Source organism: Pseudomonas sp. FeN3W (genome assembly GCA_030263805.2).
Taxonomy (GTDB): domain Bacteria; phylum Pseudomonadota; class Gammaproteobacteria; order Pseudomonadales; family Pseudomonadaceae; genus Stutzerimonas; species Stutzerimonas stutzeri_G.
This window is the reverse complement of the sequence record CP136010.1, coordinates 2,466,199-2,480,447: the sequence shown is the minus strand read 5'-3', so window position 1 is coordinate 2,480,447 and position 14,249 is coordinate 2,466,199. Positions and strand designations below refer to the sequence as shown.

The following is a 14,249-nucleotide window of genomic DNA, read 5'->3' as shown; positions in this document are numbered from 1 at the left end:
GCGCGTCGAGCGTCCGCTCATACGGGAGTGATGGCTGTGCGCTTGCGCCTGAATACGCTGATCTCGCTGCTGGTCGCCGTCATGGTGGTGCTGGCGCTGGCGCTCGCCCTCTGGCTGTTCAACGTACAGCTGCAGGACACCCTCGAAGAGGGGCAGGCCTCGCGAGTGACCAACCTGGCGCAGAGCGTGGCCGCACGCGCGGACGTGCAGCGAGCGCTGGCCAGCCCGGATGTCGACTTCAGTCCCGACAACCCGCTGCAGCGGGAGATCGACGGCCTGCGCCAGCGCCTGGGCGTGGACTTCATCGTGGTGATGGAGCTGCACGCCCTGCGCCTGACTCACCCGGAACCAGCGCGCATCGGTCAAACCTTTCGCGGTGACGATGAAGGCCCGGCGCTGGCCGGCGAGACCTATGCTTCGCGTGCCGATGGCAGCCTGGGACGCAGCATTCGTGGTTTCGCTCCGGTGCTGAATGGCGAGGGGGCGGCGATCGGTGCCGTCTCGGTGGGTGTCACCCTGGCTTCGCTCGGCGAACGGCTCGAGGCTCATCAACGCGACGTGGTGCTCGGTGTACTGGCGCTGATGCTGCTCACCGCGCTCGGTGCGCACCTGCTGGCGCGCTATATCAAGCGCGTGCTGCTGGGGTTGGAGCCCTACGAGATCACCTGGCTGGTGGAAGAGCGCCAGGCCATGCTGGCCTCGGTGCGCGAAGGCGTTCTGGCGGTCGACGACCAGGCGCGCATCACCCTGGTCAACCCCGCCGCCGAGCGCCTGCTGGCCAGCACCGGCCTCGGCAAGCCACCGCTGGGCCGGCCGGTCGCCGAATACCTGCCGAACAGTGGCTTGCCCGAGGTACTGGCCAGCGCGACCGAACAGCGGGATCGTGAGTTCAGCCTCAACGGCCGGGCGATCCTCGCCAATCGTGCGCCGATCCGTCATCAGGGGCGGGTGATCGGTGCCATCGCGACCTTCCGCGACAAGAGCGAAGTCAACGCGCTGGCCGAACAGCTGACCGGTGTCAGTCGCTATGCCGAGGCACTACGGGCGGCGACTCACGAATTCAAGAACAAGCTGCACGTGCTGCTTGGCCTTGCACAGATGGGTGATCTGGATGCGCTGCGCGCCTATCTGCGCGACCTTGCCGATCATCAGCTGGCGCCGGCGACATCGCTGGTCGAGGGGATCGGTGAGCCGGTGCTGGCGGGTTTTCTGCTCGGCAAGCAGAGCGAGGCCCGCGAGCGCGGCATCGACTTTGAAGTGGATGTCGAACACCCGGTGCCGGCCGCCACGCCCGAGCAGATCCATGGGCTGGTGACCATCCTCGGCAACCTGCTGGAGAACGCCTTCGAAGCGGTGGCCGAAAAGGACGAGCGACGGGTCAACCTGACGCTGGACTACGACGAAGCGCTGCTCTCGCTGCACGTGCAGGACAGCGGTGGCGGAATCGAAGCCGCAGTGCGCGAGCAGATATTCCTGCGCGGCGTATCCACCAAGGGCGAGCGGCGCGGCATCGGCCTGGCGGCGGTGCAGGAACAGGTCGAGGCCTGGGGCGGCAGTCTGGCGGTGTATTCCGAAGCTGGCCGTGGCAGCCTGTTCGAGGTCGAATTGCCCTATCGGAGTGCCGTGGGAGACGTCGAATCATGAAAGCCGCCATGCGCGTGCTGATCGTCGAGGACGATCCGATGGTCATGCGCCTGAACGTCGAGTACCTGGCCCGGCTCGAAGGCGTCGAGCTGGTCGGCCAGTGCGAGAGCGTGCCGGCCGCGCTCGAGTTGCTGGAGCGTGAAGCGGTGGACTTGCTGCTGCTCGACGTCTACCTGCGCAACCGCTCCGGGCTGGAGGTGCTGCGCCATCTGCGTGCGCAGGACCGCAACACCGAGGCGGTGCTGATCACCGCCGCGTCGGAAATCGAGACCGTGCGCGTGGCGCAGCGCCTCGGTGCGCGGGATTACCTGGTCAAGCCGTTCAGCTTCGAGCGCTTCCGCGATGCGGTGGAGGCCTGTCGCCGTGCCCGCGAGGCGCTTTCCCGTCTGCCGGATCAACTCGGTCAAGGCGATATCGACCGGCTGTTCAGCCAACCGCCCGCCGCCGAGCTGCGCCGGCCCGGCGACTTGCCCAAGGGGTTGACGCCGGCATCGCTGACGCAAGTGGTGCAGGCGATCCTGGCGCTGGACGAGGACAGCTTCACCAGCGAAACCCTGCTGCCGGCGACCGGCATGTCGCGCGTGTCGGTACGCAAGTACCTCAAGCATCTGAGCGACGCCCAGCTGCTGGAAGAGTCCTTTCACTACGGGCAGATCGGCCGGCCCTCGTTTCGCTATCGCTGCCTGGACCGCGCTGCGTTGCAGCGGTTGGTGCAGGGCTAGGGGCTGCTGCAGAAGACGGCTCGTGCAGTGCGCCGATGATGTCGCCGAGCAGCCGGTGTAGCGCGTTGCGATGCCCCATGGCGCCGCTGGAGGGTCGCCCAAGCTGTTTCTCTCCGATTACGGTCTGATGGCGCACCTGCAAGGACTGGGCGAAACCGCTCTGAAGACTGGGCTGGGCCTGCCCGGCGATCTGGTGGAAGTCTTCGTGTTCGCCGAACTGGCCAAGCACCAGAGCTGGGCCGAGCAGCGCACGACTCTGATGCACTGGCGCACCTCCACGGGCGTGGAGGTGGACTTCGTACTGGAAAATCGCCGCAACGAACTGATCGGCATCGAAGTGAAAGCCGCCGCCACCCTCACCTCGAAGGACTTCAATGGCTTTCGCCACCTGCGCGAAACAAGTCCAAAGCAGTTCAAGCGCGGCATTCTGTTTTATACCGTGAACAGTTGTGCCGTTAGATAAGGAACTGGTGGCGGTGCCGATGGGGATGTTGTGGGCGGGAGGGTAACTCCGACGGAGGCTTACGGCGGTAATGGCTGTCGAATGAGCTGGGATTGCATGTGAGGTCGAAATCTCCGCGCAATCGCCTCATCGCATCGTTCAGTGCTGCATCGGCGTCGGCGTTCTGTTCCAGGCTGGTCCCTGGTTCCAGGCCATCGAGGCCAAAGGTCGGTATTACGTGGGGCGTGTGCGTAATCGCGATCTCTATCGCGACGAGAAAGGTCAATGGCAACCGATCAAACAAGGCAACATCAGGTGCCGGGGCGGGGTGTGAAACAGCTCGACCACGGCCGTCGTCGAGAAGATTCGCATAGGGTGGGTGAAGGCTGTCGGGTGGACAAGACAAGGAAAGCGCAACGCATCCGCCAGCCCCGTTGAGCGGCTCACATGAAGAAAGCCCCCGGCTTTGCCGGGAGCTACTGGCTTTCAGCGTACCCGCCGAGCGGCCTCGGCGATGGCGGTGAGCTTGTCCTGGGCGGAACCGGTGCAGCAGATCGGGTTGTCGGCGAAGGTGGCGAAACCGCAGTCCGGATGCAGCAGCACGCGTTCGCGGCCGAACAGCTCGACGGCGTGGCGGATGCGTGCCTCGATGGCGTCGAGCGGGTCGGTCTGCGGGTCCTTCTGGTTGATCACGCCGACGCCGATGCGGGCGTCCTGCGGCAGTCGTTCGAGGATCTCCATCTCGCCGGCGCGCGGTGTGCACATCTCCAGCAGGTAGGCACCGACGCGAACCTGGGCGAGGGTGTCCACCAGCGGCAGGTAGCTGCCGGCCAGCGCCACGCGCTCGTCGGGCGTCCAGTTGCCGCGGCAGACGTGCAGCGCGGTGCGCGCCCGTGGGAAGCCGTCCAGCACGGCGTTCAGCAGGTCGCGGGCGAAGCCCAGTTCGTGGGCCGGGCCGAGCGATTCGGACAGGGCGCCGCACATGAAGGAGCGCTTGTTCTTGGCGCCGGCGAACACCACCTCGGAGAGCACCGGTTCGTCGAACTGGACGAGCGCCGCGCCGGCGTCCATCAGTTCGGCGAGTTCCTCGCGCAGCATGCGGACGATGTCCTCGGCCAGCGCCTCGCGGCTCTCGTAGGCCTGGTCGGAGATGCATTCCATCCACATGGTTCGGGCCAGCAGGTAGGGGCCGGGCAGCGCCACCTTTACCGGCTTGTCGGTCAGGCTGCGGGCGAAGTCGACCTCGTGGGCGACCAGCGGCCGCGAGCGCCCCAGCTTGCCGAACAGCGCCGGGTGGCGTACCTCGCCGGCGGGAATGTCCAGGGCGCGCAGCTCGGCCTCGAACTCCTCGGGATCGTCCACCAGCGGCAGCAGGTCGGTGAGCGGGATGAGCTGGCAATTGTCCAGCCGGCTGGCGACGAAGCTGGCATAGCTGTCGCGGCGCTGCTCGCCGTCGGTGACCACGTCGACGCCGGCCTTCTCCTGGGCGGCGATCGCCAGGCGCACCGCGTCGTCGGCGGTTTCCTGGAAGGCCGTCTCGGACAGCCGGCCTTCGACGTGGGCGTGCATCGCCTCGATCATCCAGCGCGGCCGCGGCCAGGAGCCGACGCCCATCACCGCCAGTTCCGGAATCGTCGGCGGCGCCACCGGCACGCGCGGCGCGCGGGGCTGGGCGCCGGTCGCCTGCGCCGAAACCGGCGCCATCGTTGGCGCCGAGGGCGCACGCTCGCGCTCGGCCAGCGCGCCCTTGCAGACCAGGAAGGAGCGCTGGCGCTGCTGCTTGGTCCAGGACACCAGCTCGTTGCCGGTGAGCCGGCACCAGGCGGGCAGATCCTCGTCCACGGAGATTTCCGTGGAGCGGATTTCCAGCAGGCCGCCACGCGGCAGCGGGTCGATGTGCTTGCGGATCAGCAGCAGCAGGCCATTACCGCAGTCGAGGTCGCCGCCGTCGAAGGAGACGTCCGGCTGCTGGCTGTGCTGGGCGATGGGATCGGTCATGGCATTTCTCCGGAATCAGGCCTGGCGCTGGCGACGGCCGAGCTCGAAGCCAATGGCGCCGGCCGCCAGCCCCATGACCAGCACGGCGATCATCAGGGCGGTGGAGGAGGTCCCCTCGGCGGTCGGTTGCGGTTGCGGTTGCGGCGCAGGCGCCATCGCGGGGCGCTGGCCTTCAGGCAGCAATGTGGACTCCAGGCGCGCGGCGCTGTCGTAGGTGGTCGCCAGCAGCGTGCGGCCCACGTCCTTGAGGATGGCCTGGCCGGCGACGCGTCCCTGGCCGAGCACCAGGTCGACGTTGCCCACGTCCGGGCCGCCGAGGTTGATCGAGCGGTTGCCCTGGGCGTCCTCGACGTGCCAGGCGCTGACGCTGCTGCCGGAGGCGGCGTCCACGGCGACCTTGAAGTAGCCCTCGGGGCCGTCGAAGGCGGCGCCGGGCCTGATGCGGATCTCGTCCTTGTTCACCAGCATGAAGCCGAAGTTGTGCCCGGTCGGGCAGCCGACCGGGTAGACGGCGAAGCGCGGGTCGCGCGCGTAGTCGCTGCCGTAGGACAGGCTGAAGGCCTTGTCGTAGACCTTCAGGTTGGCCTTGCCGCCGTCGAACGCGTTCGGCCAGGGCGACAGGAAGGCCACCATGTCGCCGTCCTCGAAGACCAGCGCCTTGCGCGCCTGGGTATCCTCGATCAGGCGGTCGGCCTGGACCGGCCCGAGGGTCCTGCTGGTCGTCACCTTGCCCTGGTCGAGCAGTTCGAGGGTGACGGTGCCGGCGGCTTCGTCCACTGCCGCGACGCGCAGGCTGCGGCTGCCCAGCGGCCAGGTGTCGCCTACCGCGGCGAGGCCGGCATGCACGCGCTCGTCGGCGAACAGCAGCCGGTCCATGCGTACCCCGGACAGCCAGTCGAAGACCATCTGCCGGGGCGACACCTCGCGGGCCTGCCCCTGGTTGTACAGTTGGGCGAAACGCTTGCCCCACCAGCCGCTCTCGGTTTCCGACAGCACCGGCGCGCCGAACGCCCACTCCCAGTCGGTGCCGGCGATGGTGCGCACGTGCAGCGTGTGGTTGGCCATCCGCTCGTGGCCGACCGTGGCGTAGTAGTGGTAGACCTGCCCGCCGACCACCGTGCTGCCGCCGGCGGGAAGGGTGACGTTCTCCTTCACTTCGATGGACATGTCGTAGTCGATGTAGGTGGGCAACCGGCCCAGCACCGGGACCTGCTCGCCGCGCAACGCCACCTCGCCGCCCCAGGTGTCCTCCAGATAGGCCAGCCCGCCGGGCGGGATCAGCACTTCGCCGTTCTCCACCCGGCTCTGGCGGATGAACACGGCGTCGTACTTGAGCGGCTTGCGGCCGAAGTCGTCCTGTACCGCGCGGCCCTGGGGCAGGCCGGGCAGCCCCGGCACGTAGGCCGGCTTCACCCCGCGCTCGGAGAGCAGCGCGAAAGGCGGCGGCGCCTTCTGCTCGGAAGCGATGGGATGGGCCAGCGGCCAGTCGGGCCTGGCCGGCGTGAGCACTTTGGAGTAATCCGTGGCGAATGCCGGGGCGCTGGCGAAGGAGGCGAGGGCGCTCCGCATGTCCTGGTTGTCCTTGTACGTGCAGAAGGTGGGGATCAGGCCTGGGCCTGCGGGGCCGTCGGCAGCGGGCAACTGCCGGCCCGGCGCGCCAGGAACAGCGTGCCCCAACCGGTCAGCAACAGCGTGTTGAGAAACAGCAACCACTTGGGTACACCGACCAGGAAGCTGCCGGCGATGCCCAGCCCGACCACCGAGAGCACCGGCGCCAGGCAACCGATGCACAGCGCCGAGAAAGCCAGCAGACCGCCACCGGCGGCCAACCCCGCAGCCGCAGTGCCGCCACGCCGGCCGGCACGCAAGGCGAAGGCGGCGAAGGCCGCCGCCAGGCCCAGGGTGCCGGCGCTGAAGTATTCCTGCTTGCGGAAAAAGCTGATCGCAAAGGCTTCGCTGCGCGGGTAGGTAAGGGCGCCCGAAGAGACGAACTCCTCAGGGAGAAAACCGCATTCCTCCGCCGCGGCGACGCTCTCGGGCATGCGGAACACCGCGAAGGACACCGCCACATAGCCCAGCACGGCGATGAGAAAGACAGTGGCCATCAGGCGTACGGAAATCATCGGCCTTCTCCTGCGGGGGTTCGACGTCAGTAACTGATCGAGGGCGCACCTTCGCCCATGAACTCGACCAGCTTGGCGCCGCCGACGATCTTCGCCCCGGCGACCAGGTTGTCCTCGTCCAGGCTGCGCTTCTTGAAGCACGGCGAGCAGACGTAGATGACCCCGCCGGCAGCCGCGAAATTGCTCATCAGCTCCTTGAGCGGCGCGAAGCCTTCTTCGTGGATGTCGTCGGCATAACCGGCCTGCGACAGGCGGACGCCTTCGGTGGAGAGGAAGACCACGGTGTCCTTGTCCGAGGCGACCGCGGCGTTGGCGATGACGAAACCGACGGTGGCCTTGTCGGTGTCATCCTTGGCGCAACTGATGGAAACGACGAATTTACCGGGCATGGCAATGCTCCTTGGTTGGGATCAGGTCCAGTCCGTGCGCGAACGTATCCAGAAGCTGTGGCTCTGGGGATCGTGACGGAGCAGTTCGTTGCGGGTCATGCGGCACCAGGCGGGCAGGTCCGCCGGGGCGCTGGCATCGTAGGCGATGACGCGGACCACTTGGCCGGGAAGGCTCTTCAGGTGCATGCGCAGGCGCATCACCAGTTCGCCGCAGCCCATGTCAGCGGCGTCGAAGGTGGTGGCGGTCGCGAGTTCATCCATGTTCACTTCCAAAAGGGGGAGGCCGGCAGGAGGCAACGGGTGCGACCGTCCGGGCGACGTCGAATCGGGGAGAGCGGATGCGCGGCGAGGGACGCCTGCGGAGGAATCGCGAAGAGGAGCGAGCCCACACGGGGCATGACGCTCGGAGCGGAACCACTCGCAATCAGCGTAGCAAGGGAGGAGGGGGCGTCAAGGCGATGGGGGCGTACTGCTGGACAGGTCTTCGCCCTCGCCGACTATTGGCTGTATTTGTGACGTCGAGACCGCCGATGCGGCTGTCTTTTGCTGACCATAGTTATTTATAATCAATGTCAGTTCATGTATTGAGGATTGCTGAGCAATGCCTTCACGGATCATGGCTTCTCCCCTTGCTGCTCCATCCGGGCCGGCAGCGAAGAAGCGGCCCACGGCGAAAGCGCCGGGCGGCAAGCCGCAGGCCCCTAAACCAATCGGGCTGCGCGAACGCCACAAGCAGGACAAGCTGCACCGCATCAAGACCGCGGCACGCAGCGTGTTCATCTCGAAGGGCTATGACGGTGCCACGACGCGGGAGATCGCGCAGCTTGCGGATGTATCGCACGCCACGGTCTTCCTCTACGCGCAGGACAAGCGCGATCTTCTTTTTCTCGTGTTCAACGAGGATATGGACGATGTGCTCGCCAAATCCTCGGCCGCGGTCAAGAAGCCCGGTCCGTTGGTAGACAGGCTGCTGCGTTGGTACGAGCCATTCCTGCGCTTTTTCAGCACAGAGGCGCCCATCGGCCTCCTGAAGATGCACGATCGCGGCAATGTGGACATAGGCCCCACGCCCCAGAGCGTGAGCGTGGAGAGGCGAAAGGAGATCGTGCAGCGCGAGCTGAGCGGTCTTTTCGAGGCTGCGGTGCGATCCGGTGAACTCGCCAGCACCGTCGACCCCATCCTCGCGACACGGGTCGTCCGCTCGGTGTTCTACGGAGAGCTGGACCTGTGGATGCGCTCGTATCCACATCCGAGCATGGCGCGAGGCCTGCATGACCTTCGGGCGGCCCTGACGCTGATCATCTCGGGCATGCTTCCGCGGCAGTAGGCTGCCTTCCCACTCCGGTCCACTGCCGGGCCGATCTTGTCCTCAATGCCGAACGTCGATCAGCGCCTCGGCATTGTCCCTGCGCACCCTGTCGACGAGTGTCGCCAGCAGGTCGTGTTCGTCGCTCGCGCCGGCCAGCCGGGTATCGGCGGCCGCCAGAGGACAGAGAACGAGCAGCATCGCCAGGCAGAATGCGTGGCGATACCGGGGGCTCGATGAGCGCAGGAGGCGCTGGGCAAGTGAATGCATGCAGGGTTCGACCCTGGCCTGGCGCCACCGTGCAATCCCGGATGCCGAGCGAGGTTACTGGCGAATCCAGGTCTGCGTGCGGCCCAGCGCCTCGATGCCGATGTAGCCGCGGACTTCCAGCTGGTCGCCGCCTTCGAGCAGCTTGGCCTTGGCGCGGTAGGTCTTGCCCTTGGCCGGGTCGAGGATGGTGCCGTCGCTCCAGGCCTGATCGCCGTTCGGCTTGAGGTCCCAGAGAATGGTCATGCCGGTGATCGGCTGATCCTTGCGCTCACCCTCGCAGGCACTGCACAGCGGGTTGGGACCCCGGTCCGATGACAGAATCTCCGCCACCTTGCCGCTCAGCGTGCCGTCAGTGGCCTGCTGGATTTCGACGATGGACTTGGGCTTGCCGGTTTCGTCATCGATGGTCTGCCAGCGACCGGCGGGCGATTCGGCGGCGAAGGCCAGTGACGAGAGCGAGAGTGGCAGGGCCAGCAGCAAAGCGTTGAACAAAGGGCGCATGGTGTCTCCAGTGATGGAAAAGGCAGCGCCGACTCTAGCACCGGGCCTTTGCCTGCGCTGGCCCTGGCCGGCTGACCGGTCGGTTCTCGTCGCTTTCGCCATCCTCAGTCGTCCTGATCGCGGGATGGCTGGCGCCCGATGGCGGCCGCCAACGCCAGTGCCACGACCGAGCTGTGTGCGGCATTGGTGCCGTGGTTGGCTCCTGGGAACAGCTGGAATTCGCTGTGCAGGCCCTGGCTGGACAGCCGCTGCAGACGCTCGACCAGATCCCGGGCATTGCCGACCATGCGCCGCTCGGCCATATGGCGCTGGCGCGGGTCGTCCATGGCGGCATCCGCTGCGGGCTGTTCGGCACCGCCGGCGGTGACCAGCAGGCGCGCGCCGACGGGCTGGTCCGCGAGCTGCCGTTCGAATGCGGCGAGCGTGCGCTCGACGTAGCCCTTGTACCACCAGATCGACGGGCTGGCGGCGACATAGCCCTGAAACGCCTGCGGCTTGCTGAGCAGGGTGTAGAGGGTGAACAGGCCGCCGTAGGAATGGCCGAACAGGGTCTGCCGTTGGGCGTCGATCGGGTAGCGCTGGGCGATCAGTGGTTTGAGTTCGTGCTCGATAAAGGCCAGAAAGTCATCGGCACCGCCCGATGGCGGCGGTTCGCGGCCCGGCAGGCGTTGGCGATCCTCGGCTTTGGGCGTGTAATCCTCGGCGCGCGCCTTGAAGTCGTACAGGGCCCCGCCGGGGTAGCCGATGCCGACCACCAGCACCGAATCACGCAGGCTTGGGTCGGGCCGATCCTCCAAGGCCTGAGCCTGGATCGCCAGCCCCGGAAACAGGGCGTTGCCATCCAGCACATAGAGCACGGGATAGCCTCCCGGCGGTGGCGCGTGCCGCGGCTGGGAAACGAAGATGCGGTAGTCCTTGCCGGTGCGTTGCGAATGCAGGTCACGCTGGCTGCTGTGCGGCAGCTGAACCGGCTGCCAGCCGGCTTCTTCCCCGGCGTATGCCTGTATGGCGGCAAGCCCCAGACCGGCCAGCAGGGCCAGCAGGGCGCCTTTCATGGCTCGACCTGCCCGTGGCTTGGCGGCAGTGGCCCGTCCAGCCAGTTCACCTTCAGTGCTTCGTCGCCGGAGAAGCGGTGGAGGTGGTCGTCGATGACGAAGCGCAGGCGCTTTTCCGCTTCGCCGGCCTCGGCCTGACAGTCGATCAGCAGCTGCTCGTGATCGGCGAGCATCCGGCACCGGCCGAAGGCGAATTCGACCTGCGCCTGGTGCTCATCCAGCTGGACCTCGGCCTTGTGCGCGAAGTGTTTGCACAGCCGTGTCATGTTGCGCGACGCGCGGGGTGTCGCCACCTGGGCATGAAACTGGGGCATGGTGATCTCCGAAAGTCAGCCGCCGACGCGTGCGTGCGCCGGCGGCTTGGTGGGTCAGAACTCGTAGCGGGCGCCCAGCATGAAGCTGCGCGACGGGCCGTAGAAATTGAAGGTGCCGACGCTGCCGACCCGCGAGTAGTACTTGCGGTCGAGCAGGTTGTTCACGTCGAAGGTGCCGGTCAGCTTGTCGGTGATCGGATAGGACAGCTTGGCATCCACCACTGCATAACCCGGTGCGCTGAGCCGCGGGCTGCCGGCGCGCTCGATGTGGAAGTCGCTCATCGCGGTCACGCCGCCGCCGATGCCCAGACCGCGCAGGGTACCGCCGGGCAGGGTGTACTTGGTCCACAGCGAGGCCTGGTGCTGTGGCATCAGCGCGAACAGTGCGTTGTCGTCGCCGGCCAGGTTCTCGGTCTTCATGTAGGTGTAACCGGCCAGCACTTCCCAGTCGGGCGTCAGGTAGCCGCTGATTTCCAGTTCACCACCGCGGATGCGGGTCTTGCCGGTGGCCTCGTAGACGCCGCTGATCGGTGCGCCGCTGTCATCGATGGCGCCGGCCGCGCGGTTCTCGTCGGTGAGCTGGAAGGCGGTGATGCGCGCGTTCAGGTCGCCGCCGTAATAGCTGCCCTTGATGCCCACCTCGTATTGCTCGCCTTCGCGCGGGTCGATGATGCGGCCGTCGGCGCCGGCCTCGCTCTGCGGCTTGAATACCTGCGAGTAGCTGGCGTAGAGCGAGTGCTGGTCATCCAGATCGAACACTAGGCCGCCGTAGGGTGTGACATAGCCGGATTCGCGCACATCCTGCGTGGCGCTGCTGTTCTCGCCTTCGAAGCTGCTGACGCGGGCGCCACCGATCAGCGCCAGGCGCTCGATGGGGCGGAAGGTCAGCTTGGCGTAGAGGCCGGCTTCGCGCTCCTCGGTTTCGGTCGGTGTGCCAAAGGTGATGTTCGGCTTGCTGATGTCACCCGGCCGATAGCTGGCGACGTCGATGCCGCCAAGATTGCCACGGGCTTCCGCGGTTTCGGTCTCGTAGCGCTTGAAGTCGCTGCCGATGACGAATTCGCTGACCTGCCCGAGCAGCTCGAACGGCTGGCTGTAGTTGGCATCGACGGCGAGGGTGTCCTGCTCCAGATCGCGGGCGGTGTAGGCCAGGCTGGTGGCGCCGCTGTTCACGTTGCGCGCGCTGAAGGCATAGAGGTAATCGGTCGCGCGCCTGGAGCCACGCACCGCGACGCGACCATAGCCGCCATTGTCGAAGCGATGGGTCAGCTCGGCGACGACGTCGGTGCTGCGGCTGTCGAAATCGCCCCAGTCGGCACCCAGGTAGGTCGAGCGGCTGAAGTCTTCCAGGCTGCCGTCGATGGCCGCCGGATAGCCGTTGTGCGGGAGAATGTCCTTGGTCTGGTGGATCAGTCCGAAGGACATGACGGTGGCGTCGGAGAGGTCGATGTCCAGCGCGCCGTAGAGGCTCTCGCTGGTGTTGGTGTTGTAGTCGACCTCGCCGTTGGTATCGGCGCGGGAGATGACCGTACGGCCGCGCACGTGCCCCTGCTCATCGACCGGGCCGGACAGGTCGGCTTCCAGGTAATTGGTGTCCCAGCTGCCGTAGCGCCCGGTCAGGCTGCCCTGGAATTCGCGGGTCGGGCGCTTGCGCACCATGTTGACGATACCGCCCATCTCGCTGGTGCTGTTGAACAGGCCGGACGGCCCGCGCATGACCTCGACCCGATCGAACGGCGACAGCGACGGCAGCGTGCCGTTGATGCTGGCCATCGGCGCGGGCAGGCCATCGATGTTGAACTCGTCGTACTCGTAGCCGCGGGCATAGATCGACGAGCGACCGCTGTCGTTGCTCAGGGTGCGCAGACCGGTGGAGTACTTGGCCAGGTCATCCAGGTTCACGAACTGGCGGTCGCGGATGTAATCGCTGGTGTAGACGCTGATCGACTGCGGAATGTCGCGCAGCTCGGCCGGTGTCTTGGTGCCGACGGTGGCGGCCGGCACGGTGTAGCCGCCGCTCTGCTCCGAAGACGGCATGTCGTACAGGCGGTTGCCTTCAACGGTGATGCTCTCCAGCTGCACCGGTTCGGCCTGGGCGGCTACGCTCTGCGCCAGGGCGCTCAACGGAAACGGAGCGAGCAGGCCGGCGAGTAGCAATGGTCTGAGGCTTGAGGTGCGGAGAATTCTGTCCATGGGCGGCTCCTGTCGCAGCGACGGTAGCGAGTTGGCAAACGTTCGCACTGCTTAATGATAATGATTTGCATCAAAAGATGTCGGCGCGTAGTCTGCCACTCAGCCGCTTCGCGAACCTTTGCGGGGCCGAACATTTGCTTTGCAATCCCGTCAGTTCGAGGCGCTGCGCTGCATGAATCAAGCTGATCACATCATTCGTGGCGATGAGCTGCCGGCCATGAGCAGGCCGGGGCTGCGCCTGCCCAACGAGGATGACGACCGTCTGTTCTACGGCCGGGTGAAGTGGGCGCAGCTGCGTGATGGCCTGTCGCTGCACTGGTCCGATTGCGAAGAGCTGCAGGATTTCGTCACCGAAAACGTGGTCGGCCCGCGGGTGTCGTTCGTGCTCTTTCTGCAGGGCCAGAGCCGGGTCAGCTACGGCGACCTGTCCTTGACGCTCGGTCATCCGGCGTCGCAGCGAACGCCCGAGGGCGTGGCGGTTTCGATGAACGAGCCAGTGCTGTTCCGCCGCCAGGCACGCCGTGGCAGTCATATCCGCAAGCTGGTGGTGAGCCTGACGCCGGACTGGTTCGAAGGGCGCGGGGAGGGTCTCGGCTCGAGCGATGGCGCGATCCGCCGCTTCATGAATAGCCACCTGGCGCCGCGCATCTGGAAGCCTTCGGCGCGGCTGCTGGCGCTGGCCGACCAGATGCTCAACCCGCCGGGCTACGACACGCTGCTTCAGGGGCTGTACTTGGAAAGCCGCGCACTGGATATCGCCTGCGAAGCGCTGACCAGCCTGGGTGATGGCTCGGCGTCGGCGCAACGGGGCCTGCGCCCACAGGAGTACCGCCGCGTGCAGCGCCTCCTCGCACTACTCGACAGCGGTGAGGCGGACGACTGGGCGCTGGAGCGCATCGCCCGGGAGGTGGGCATCAATGCCACCACGCTGCAGCGGCAGTTTCGCCTGTTCAAGGGCGTGACCGTGTTCGAGTACCAGCGTGCCCGCCGGCTGCAGCTGGCGCGCGAGGCGCTGGAACGCGAAGGTACCAGCGTCAACGAGGCCGCCTGGCGCGCCGGCTACAACAGCCCCGCCAACTTCGCCACGGCTTTCAAGCGCCAGTTCGGCATCAGCCCGCGGCAGGTACGGGCCCGGGTCTGAGCTGGCTGGAACTGAGCCGGAGCGATCGATCTCGCGTAACTGCCTTGATCGACTAAGGCCATTCGTCGGTTTGCCGCGCCGTTAGCCCGTCGCCACGGATCAGAGGTTGAAGTTTCCTGGCCGAGCGCCGAAAAAGAAGCATCGCTCGACG

General features: G+C 66.7%; 15 protein-coding genes. 5 read left to right on the top strand and 10 right to left on the bottom strand.

The window, feature by feature from the left end:
* The first annotated feature begins 36 nt into the window (after window positions 1-36).
* The 3 genes from dcuS (at window position 37) to P5704_011885 (ending at window position 2,829) form a co-directional block, all read left to right on the top strand.
* The gene (gene dcuS, locus P5704_011895) at window positions 37-1,644 is read left to right on the top strand and encodes a DcuS/MalK family sensor histidine kinase (GenBank protein WOF81121.1); all 1,608 of its coding nucleotides are present in this window, start codon (window positions 37-39) and stop codon (window positions 1,642-1,644) included.
* Entirely contained in the window at window positions 1,641-2,366 is a 726-nt protein-coding gene (locus tag P5704_011890) for a response regulator (GenBank protein ID WOF81120.1), read from the top strand. The genes dcuS and P5704_011890 overlap by 4 nt, the downstream gene beginning before the upstream one ends.
* 70 nt (window positions 2,367-2,436) lie before the next feature.
* Window positions 2,437-2,829 carry a DUF4143 domain-containing protein gene (locus P5704_011885; protein WOF81119.1) on the top strand — a complete coding sequence of 131 codons (393 nt, stop codon included), beginning with the start codon at window positions 2,437-2,439 and terminating at the stop codon, window positions 2,827-2,829.
* Between the two features lie 465 nt (window positions 2,830-3,294).
* Here the strand turns inward: P5704_011885 and P5704_011880 are convergent, their stop codons facing one another.
* The 5 genes from P5704_011880 to P5704_011860 are packed head-to-tail and all read right to left on the bottom strand — an operon-like array spanning window position 3,295 to window position 7,579.
* On the bottom strand, window positions 3,295-4,806 hold the full coding sequence (locus P5704_011880) for a 5-methyltetrahydropteroyltriglutamate--homocysteine methyltransferase (GenBank protein ID WOF81118.1): 1,512 nt from the start codon (window positions 4,804-4,806) through the stop codon (window positions 3,295-3,297).
* Between the two features lie 15 nt (window positions 4,807-4,821).
* Window positions 4,822-6,375 carry a hypothetical protein gene (locus P5704_011875; protein WOF81117.1) on the bottom strand — a complete coding sequence of 518 codons (1,554 nt, stop codon included), beginning with the start codon at window positions 6,373-6,375 and terminating at the stop codon, window positions 4,822-4,824.
* A gap of 35 nt (window positions 6,376-6,410) precedes the next feature.
* Complete coding sequence (locus P5704_011870; GenBank protein WOF81116.1) at window positions 6,411-6,929, bottom strand: hypothetical protein; 519 nt, start codon at window positions 6,927-6,929, stop codon at window positions 6,411-6,413.
* 26 nt (window positions 6,930-6,955) lie between these two features.
* Window positions 6,956-7,318: a DsrE family protein gene (locus tag P5704_011865; protein WOF81115.1), complete on the bottom strand. Its 363-nt coding sequence runs from the start codon at window positions 7,316-7,318 to the stop codon at window positions 6,956-6,958.
* A 21-nt stretch (window positions 7,319-7,339) separates the two neighbouring features.
* A complete protein-coding gene (locus P5704_011860; GenBank protein ID WOF81114.1) occupies window positions 7,340-7,579 on the bottom strand; it encodes a sulfurtransferase TusA family protein in 240 nt (79 codons plus the stop codon).
* Window positions 7,580-7,919: 340 nt separating this feature from the next.
* On the opposite strand from P5704_011860, the gene P5704_011855 reads away from it, so the two are divergent.
* Window positions 7,920-8,645 carry a TetR/AcrR family transcriptional regulator gene (locus P5704_011855; GenBank protein WOF81113.1) on the top strand — a complete coding sequence of 242 codons (726 nt, stop codon included), beginning with the start codon at window positions 7,920-7,922 and terminating at the stop codon, window positions 8,643-8,645.
* A 42-nt stretch (window positions 8,646-8,687) separates the two neighbouring features.
* Here P5704_011855 and P5704_011850 read toward each other — a convergent pair whose 3' ends face one another.
* The 5 genes from P5704_011850 to P5704_011830 all read right to left on the bottom strand — a co-directional run bounded on the left by P5704_011850 (window position 8,688) and on the right by P5704_011830 (window position 12,957).
* On the bottom strand, window positions 8,688-8,894 hold the full coding sequence (locus P5704_011850) for a hypothetical protein (protein WOF81112.1): 207 nt from the start codon (window positions 8,892-8,894) through the stop codon (window positions 8,688-8,690).
* A gap of 54 nt (window positions 8,895-8,948) precedes the next feature.
* Complete coding sequence (locus P5704_011845; protein WOF81111.1) at window positions 8,949-9,395, bottom strand: DUF2147 domain-containing protein; 447 nt, start codon at window positions 9,393-9,395, stop codon at window positions 8,949-8,951.
* Window positions 9,396-9,499: 104 nt separating this feature from the next.
* A complete protein-coding gene (locus tag P5704_011840) occupies window positions 9,500-10,450 on the bottom strand; it encodes an alpha/beta hydrolase-fold protein (GenBank protein WOF81110.1) in 951 nt (316 codons plus the stop codon).
* A complete protein-coding gene (locus P5704_011835; GenBank protein WOF81109.1) occupies window positions 10,447-10,764 on the bottom strand; it encodes a DUF2218 domain-containing protein in 318 nt (105 codons plus the stop codon). Before P5704_011835 ends, P5704_011840 begins: the two co-directional genes overlap by 4 nt.
* A gap of 54 nt (window positions 10,765-10,818) precedes the next feature.
* A complete protein-coding gene (locus tag P5704_011830; protein ID WOF81108.1) occupies window positions 10,819-12,957 on the bottom strand; it encodes a TonB-dependent siderophore receptor in 2,139 nt (712 codons plus the stop codon).
* 172 nt (window positions 12,958-13,129) lie between these two features.
* Between P5704_011830 and P5704_011825 the strand changes: the two genes are divergently transcribed.
* The gene (locus P5704_011825; protein WOF81107.1) at window positions 13,130-14,098 is read left to right on the top strand and encodes an AraC family transcriptional regulator; all 969 of its coding nucleotides are present in this window, start codon (window positions 13,130-13,132) and stop codon (window positions 14,096-14,098) included.
* The last annotated feature ends 151 nt before the right edge of the window (window positions 14,099-14,249 follow it).

What these genes read in the sequence shown, in the direction of transcription:
- P5704_011890 (WOF81120.1), top strand. Translation starts at nt 1,641, where the DNA reads ATGAAAGCCGCCATGCGCGTGCTGATCGTCGAGGACGATCCGATGGTC.
- P5704_011885 (WOF81119.1), top strand. Translation starts at nt 2,437, where the DNA reads ATGCCCCATGGCGCCGCTGGAGGGTCGCCCAAGCTGTTTCTCTCCGAT.
- P5704_011880 (WOF81118.1), bottom strand. Translation starts at nt 4,806, where the DNA reads ATGACCGATCCCATCGCCCAGCACAGCCAGCAGCCGGACGTCTCCTTC.
- P5704_011875 (WOF81117.1), bottom strand. Translation starts at nt 6,375, where the DNA reads ATGCGGAGCGCCCTCGCCTCCTTCGCCAGCGCCCCGGCATTCGCCACG.
- P5704_011870 (WOF81116.1), bottom strand. Translation starts at nt 6,929, where the DNA reads ATGATTTCCGTACGCCTGATGGCCACTGTCTTTCTCATCGCCGTGCTG.
- P5704_011865 (WOF81115.1), bottom strand. Translation starts at nt 7,318, where the DNA reads ATGCCCGGTAAATTCGTCGTTTCCATCAGTTGCGCCAAGGATGACACC.
- P5704_011860 (WOF81114.1), bottom strand. Translation starts at nt 7,579, where the DNA reads ATGGATGAACTCGCGACCGCCACCACCTTCGACGCCGCTGACATGGGC.
- P5704_011855 (WOF81113.1), top strand. Translation starts at nt 7,920, where the DNA reads ATGCCTTCACGGATCATGGCTTCTCCCCTTGCTGCTCCATCCGGGCCG.
- P5704_011850 (WOF81112.1), bottom strand. Translation starts at nt 8,894, where the DNA reads ATGCATTCACTTGCCCAGCGCCTCCTGCGCTCATCGAGCCCCCGGTAT.
- P5704_011845 (WOF81111.1), bottom strand. Translation starts at nt 9,395, where the DNA reads ATGCGCCCTTTGTTCAACGCTTTGCTGCTGGCCCTGCCACTCTCGCTC.
- P5704_011840 (WOF81110.1), bottom strand. Translation starts at nt 10,450, where the DNA reads ATGAAAGGCGCCCTGCTGGCCCTGCTGGCCGGTCTGGGGCTTGCCGCC.
- P5704_011835 (WOF81109.1), bottom strand. Translation starts at nt 10,764, where the DNA reads ATGCCCCAGTTTCATGCCCAGGTGGCGACACCCCGCGCGTCGCGCAAC.
- P5704_011830 (WOF81108.1), bottom strand. Translation starts at nt 12,957, where the DNA reads ATGGACAGAATTCTCCGCACCTCAAGCCTCAGACCATTGCTACTCGCC.
- P5704_011825 (WOF81107.1), top strand. Translation starts at nt 13,130, where the DNA reads ATGAATCAAGCTGATCACATCATTCGTGGCGATGAGCTGCCGGCCATG.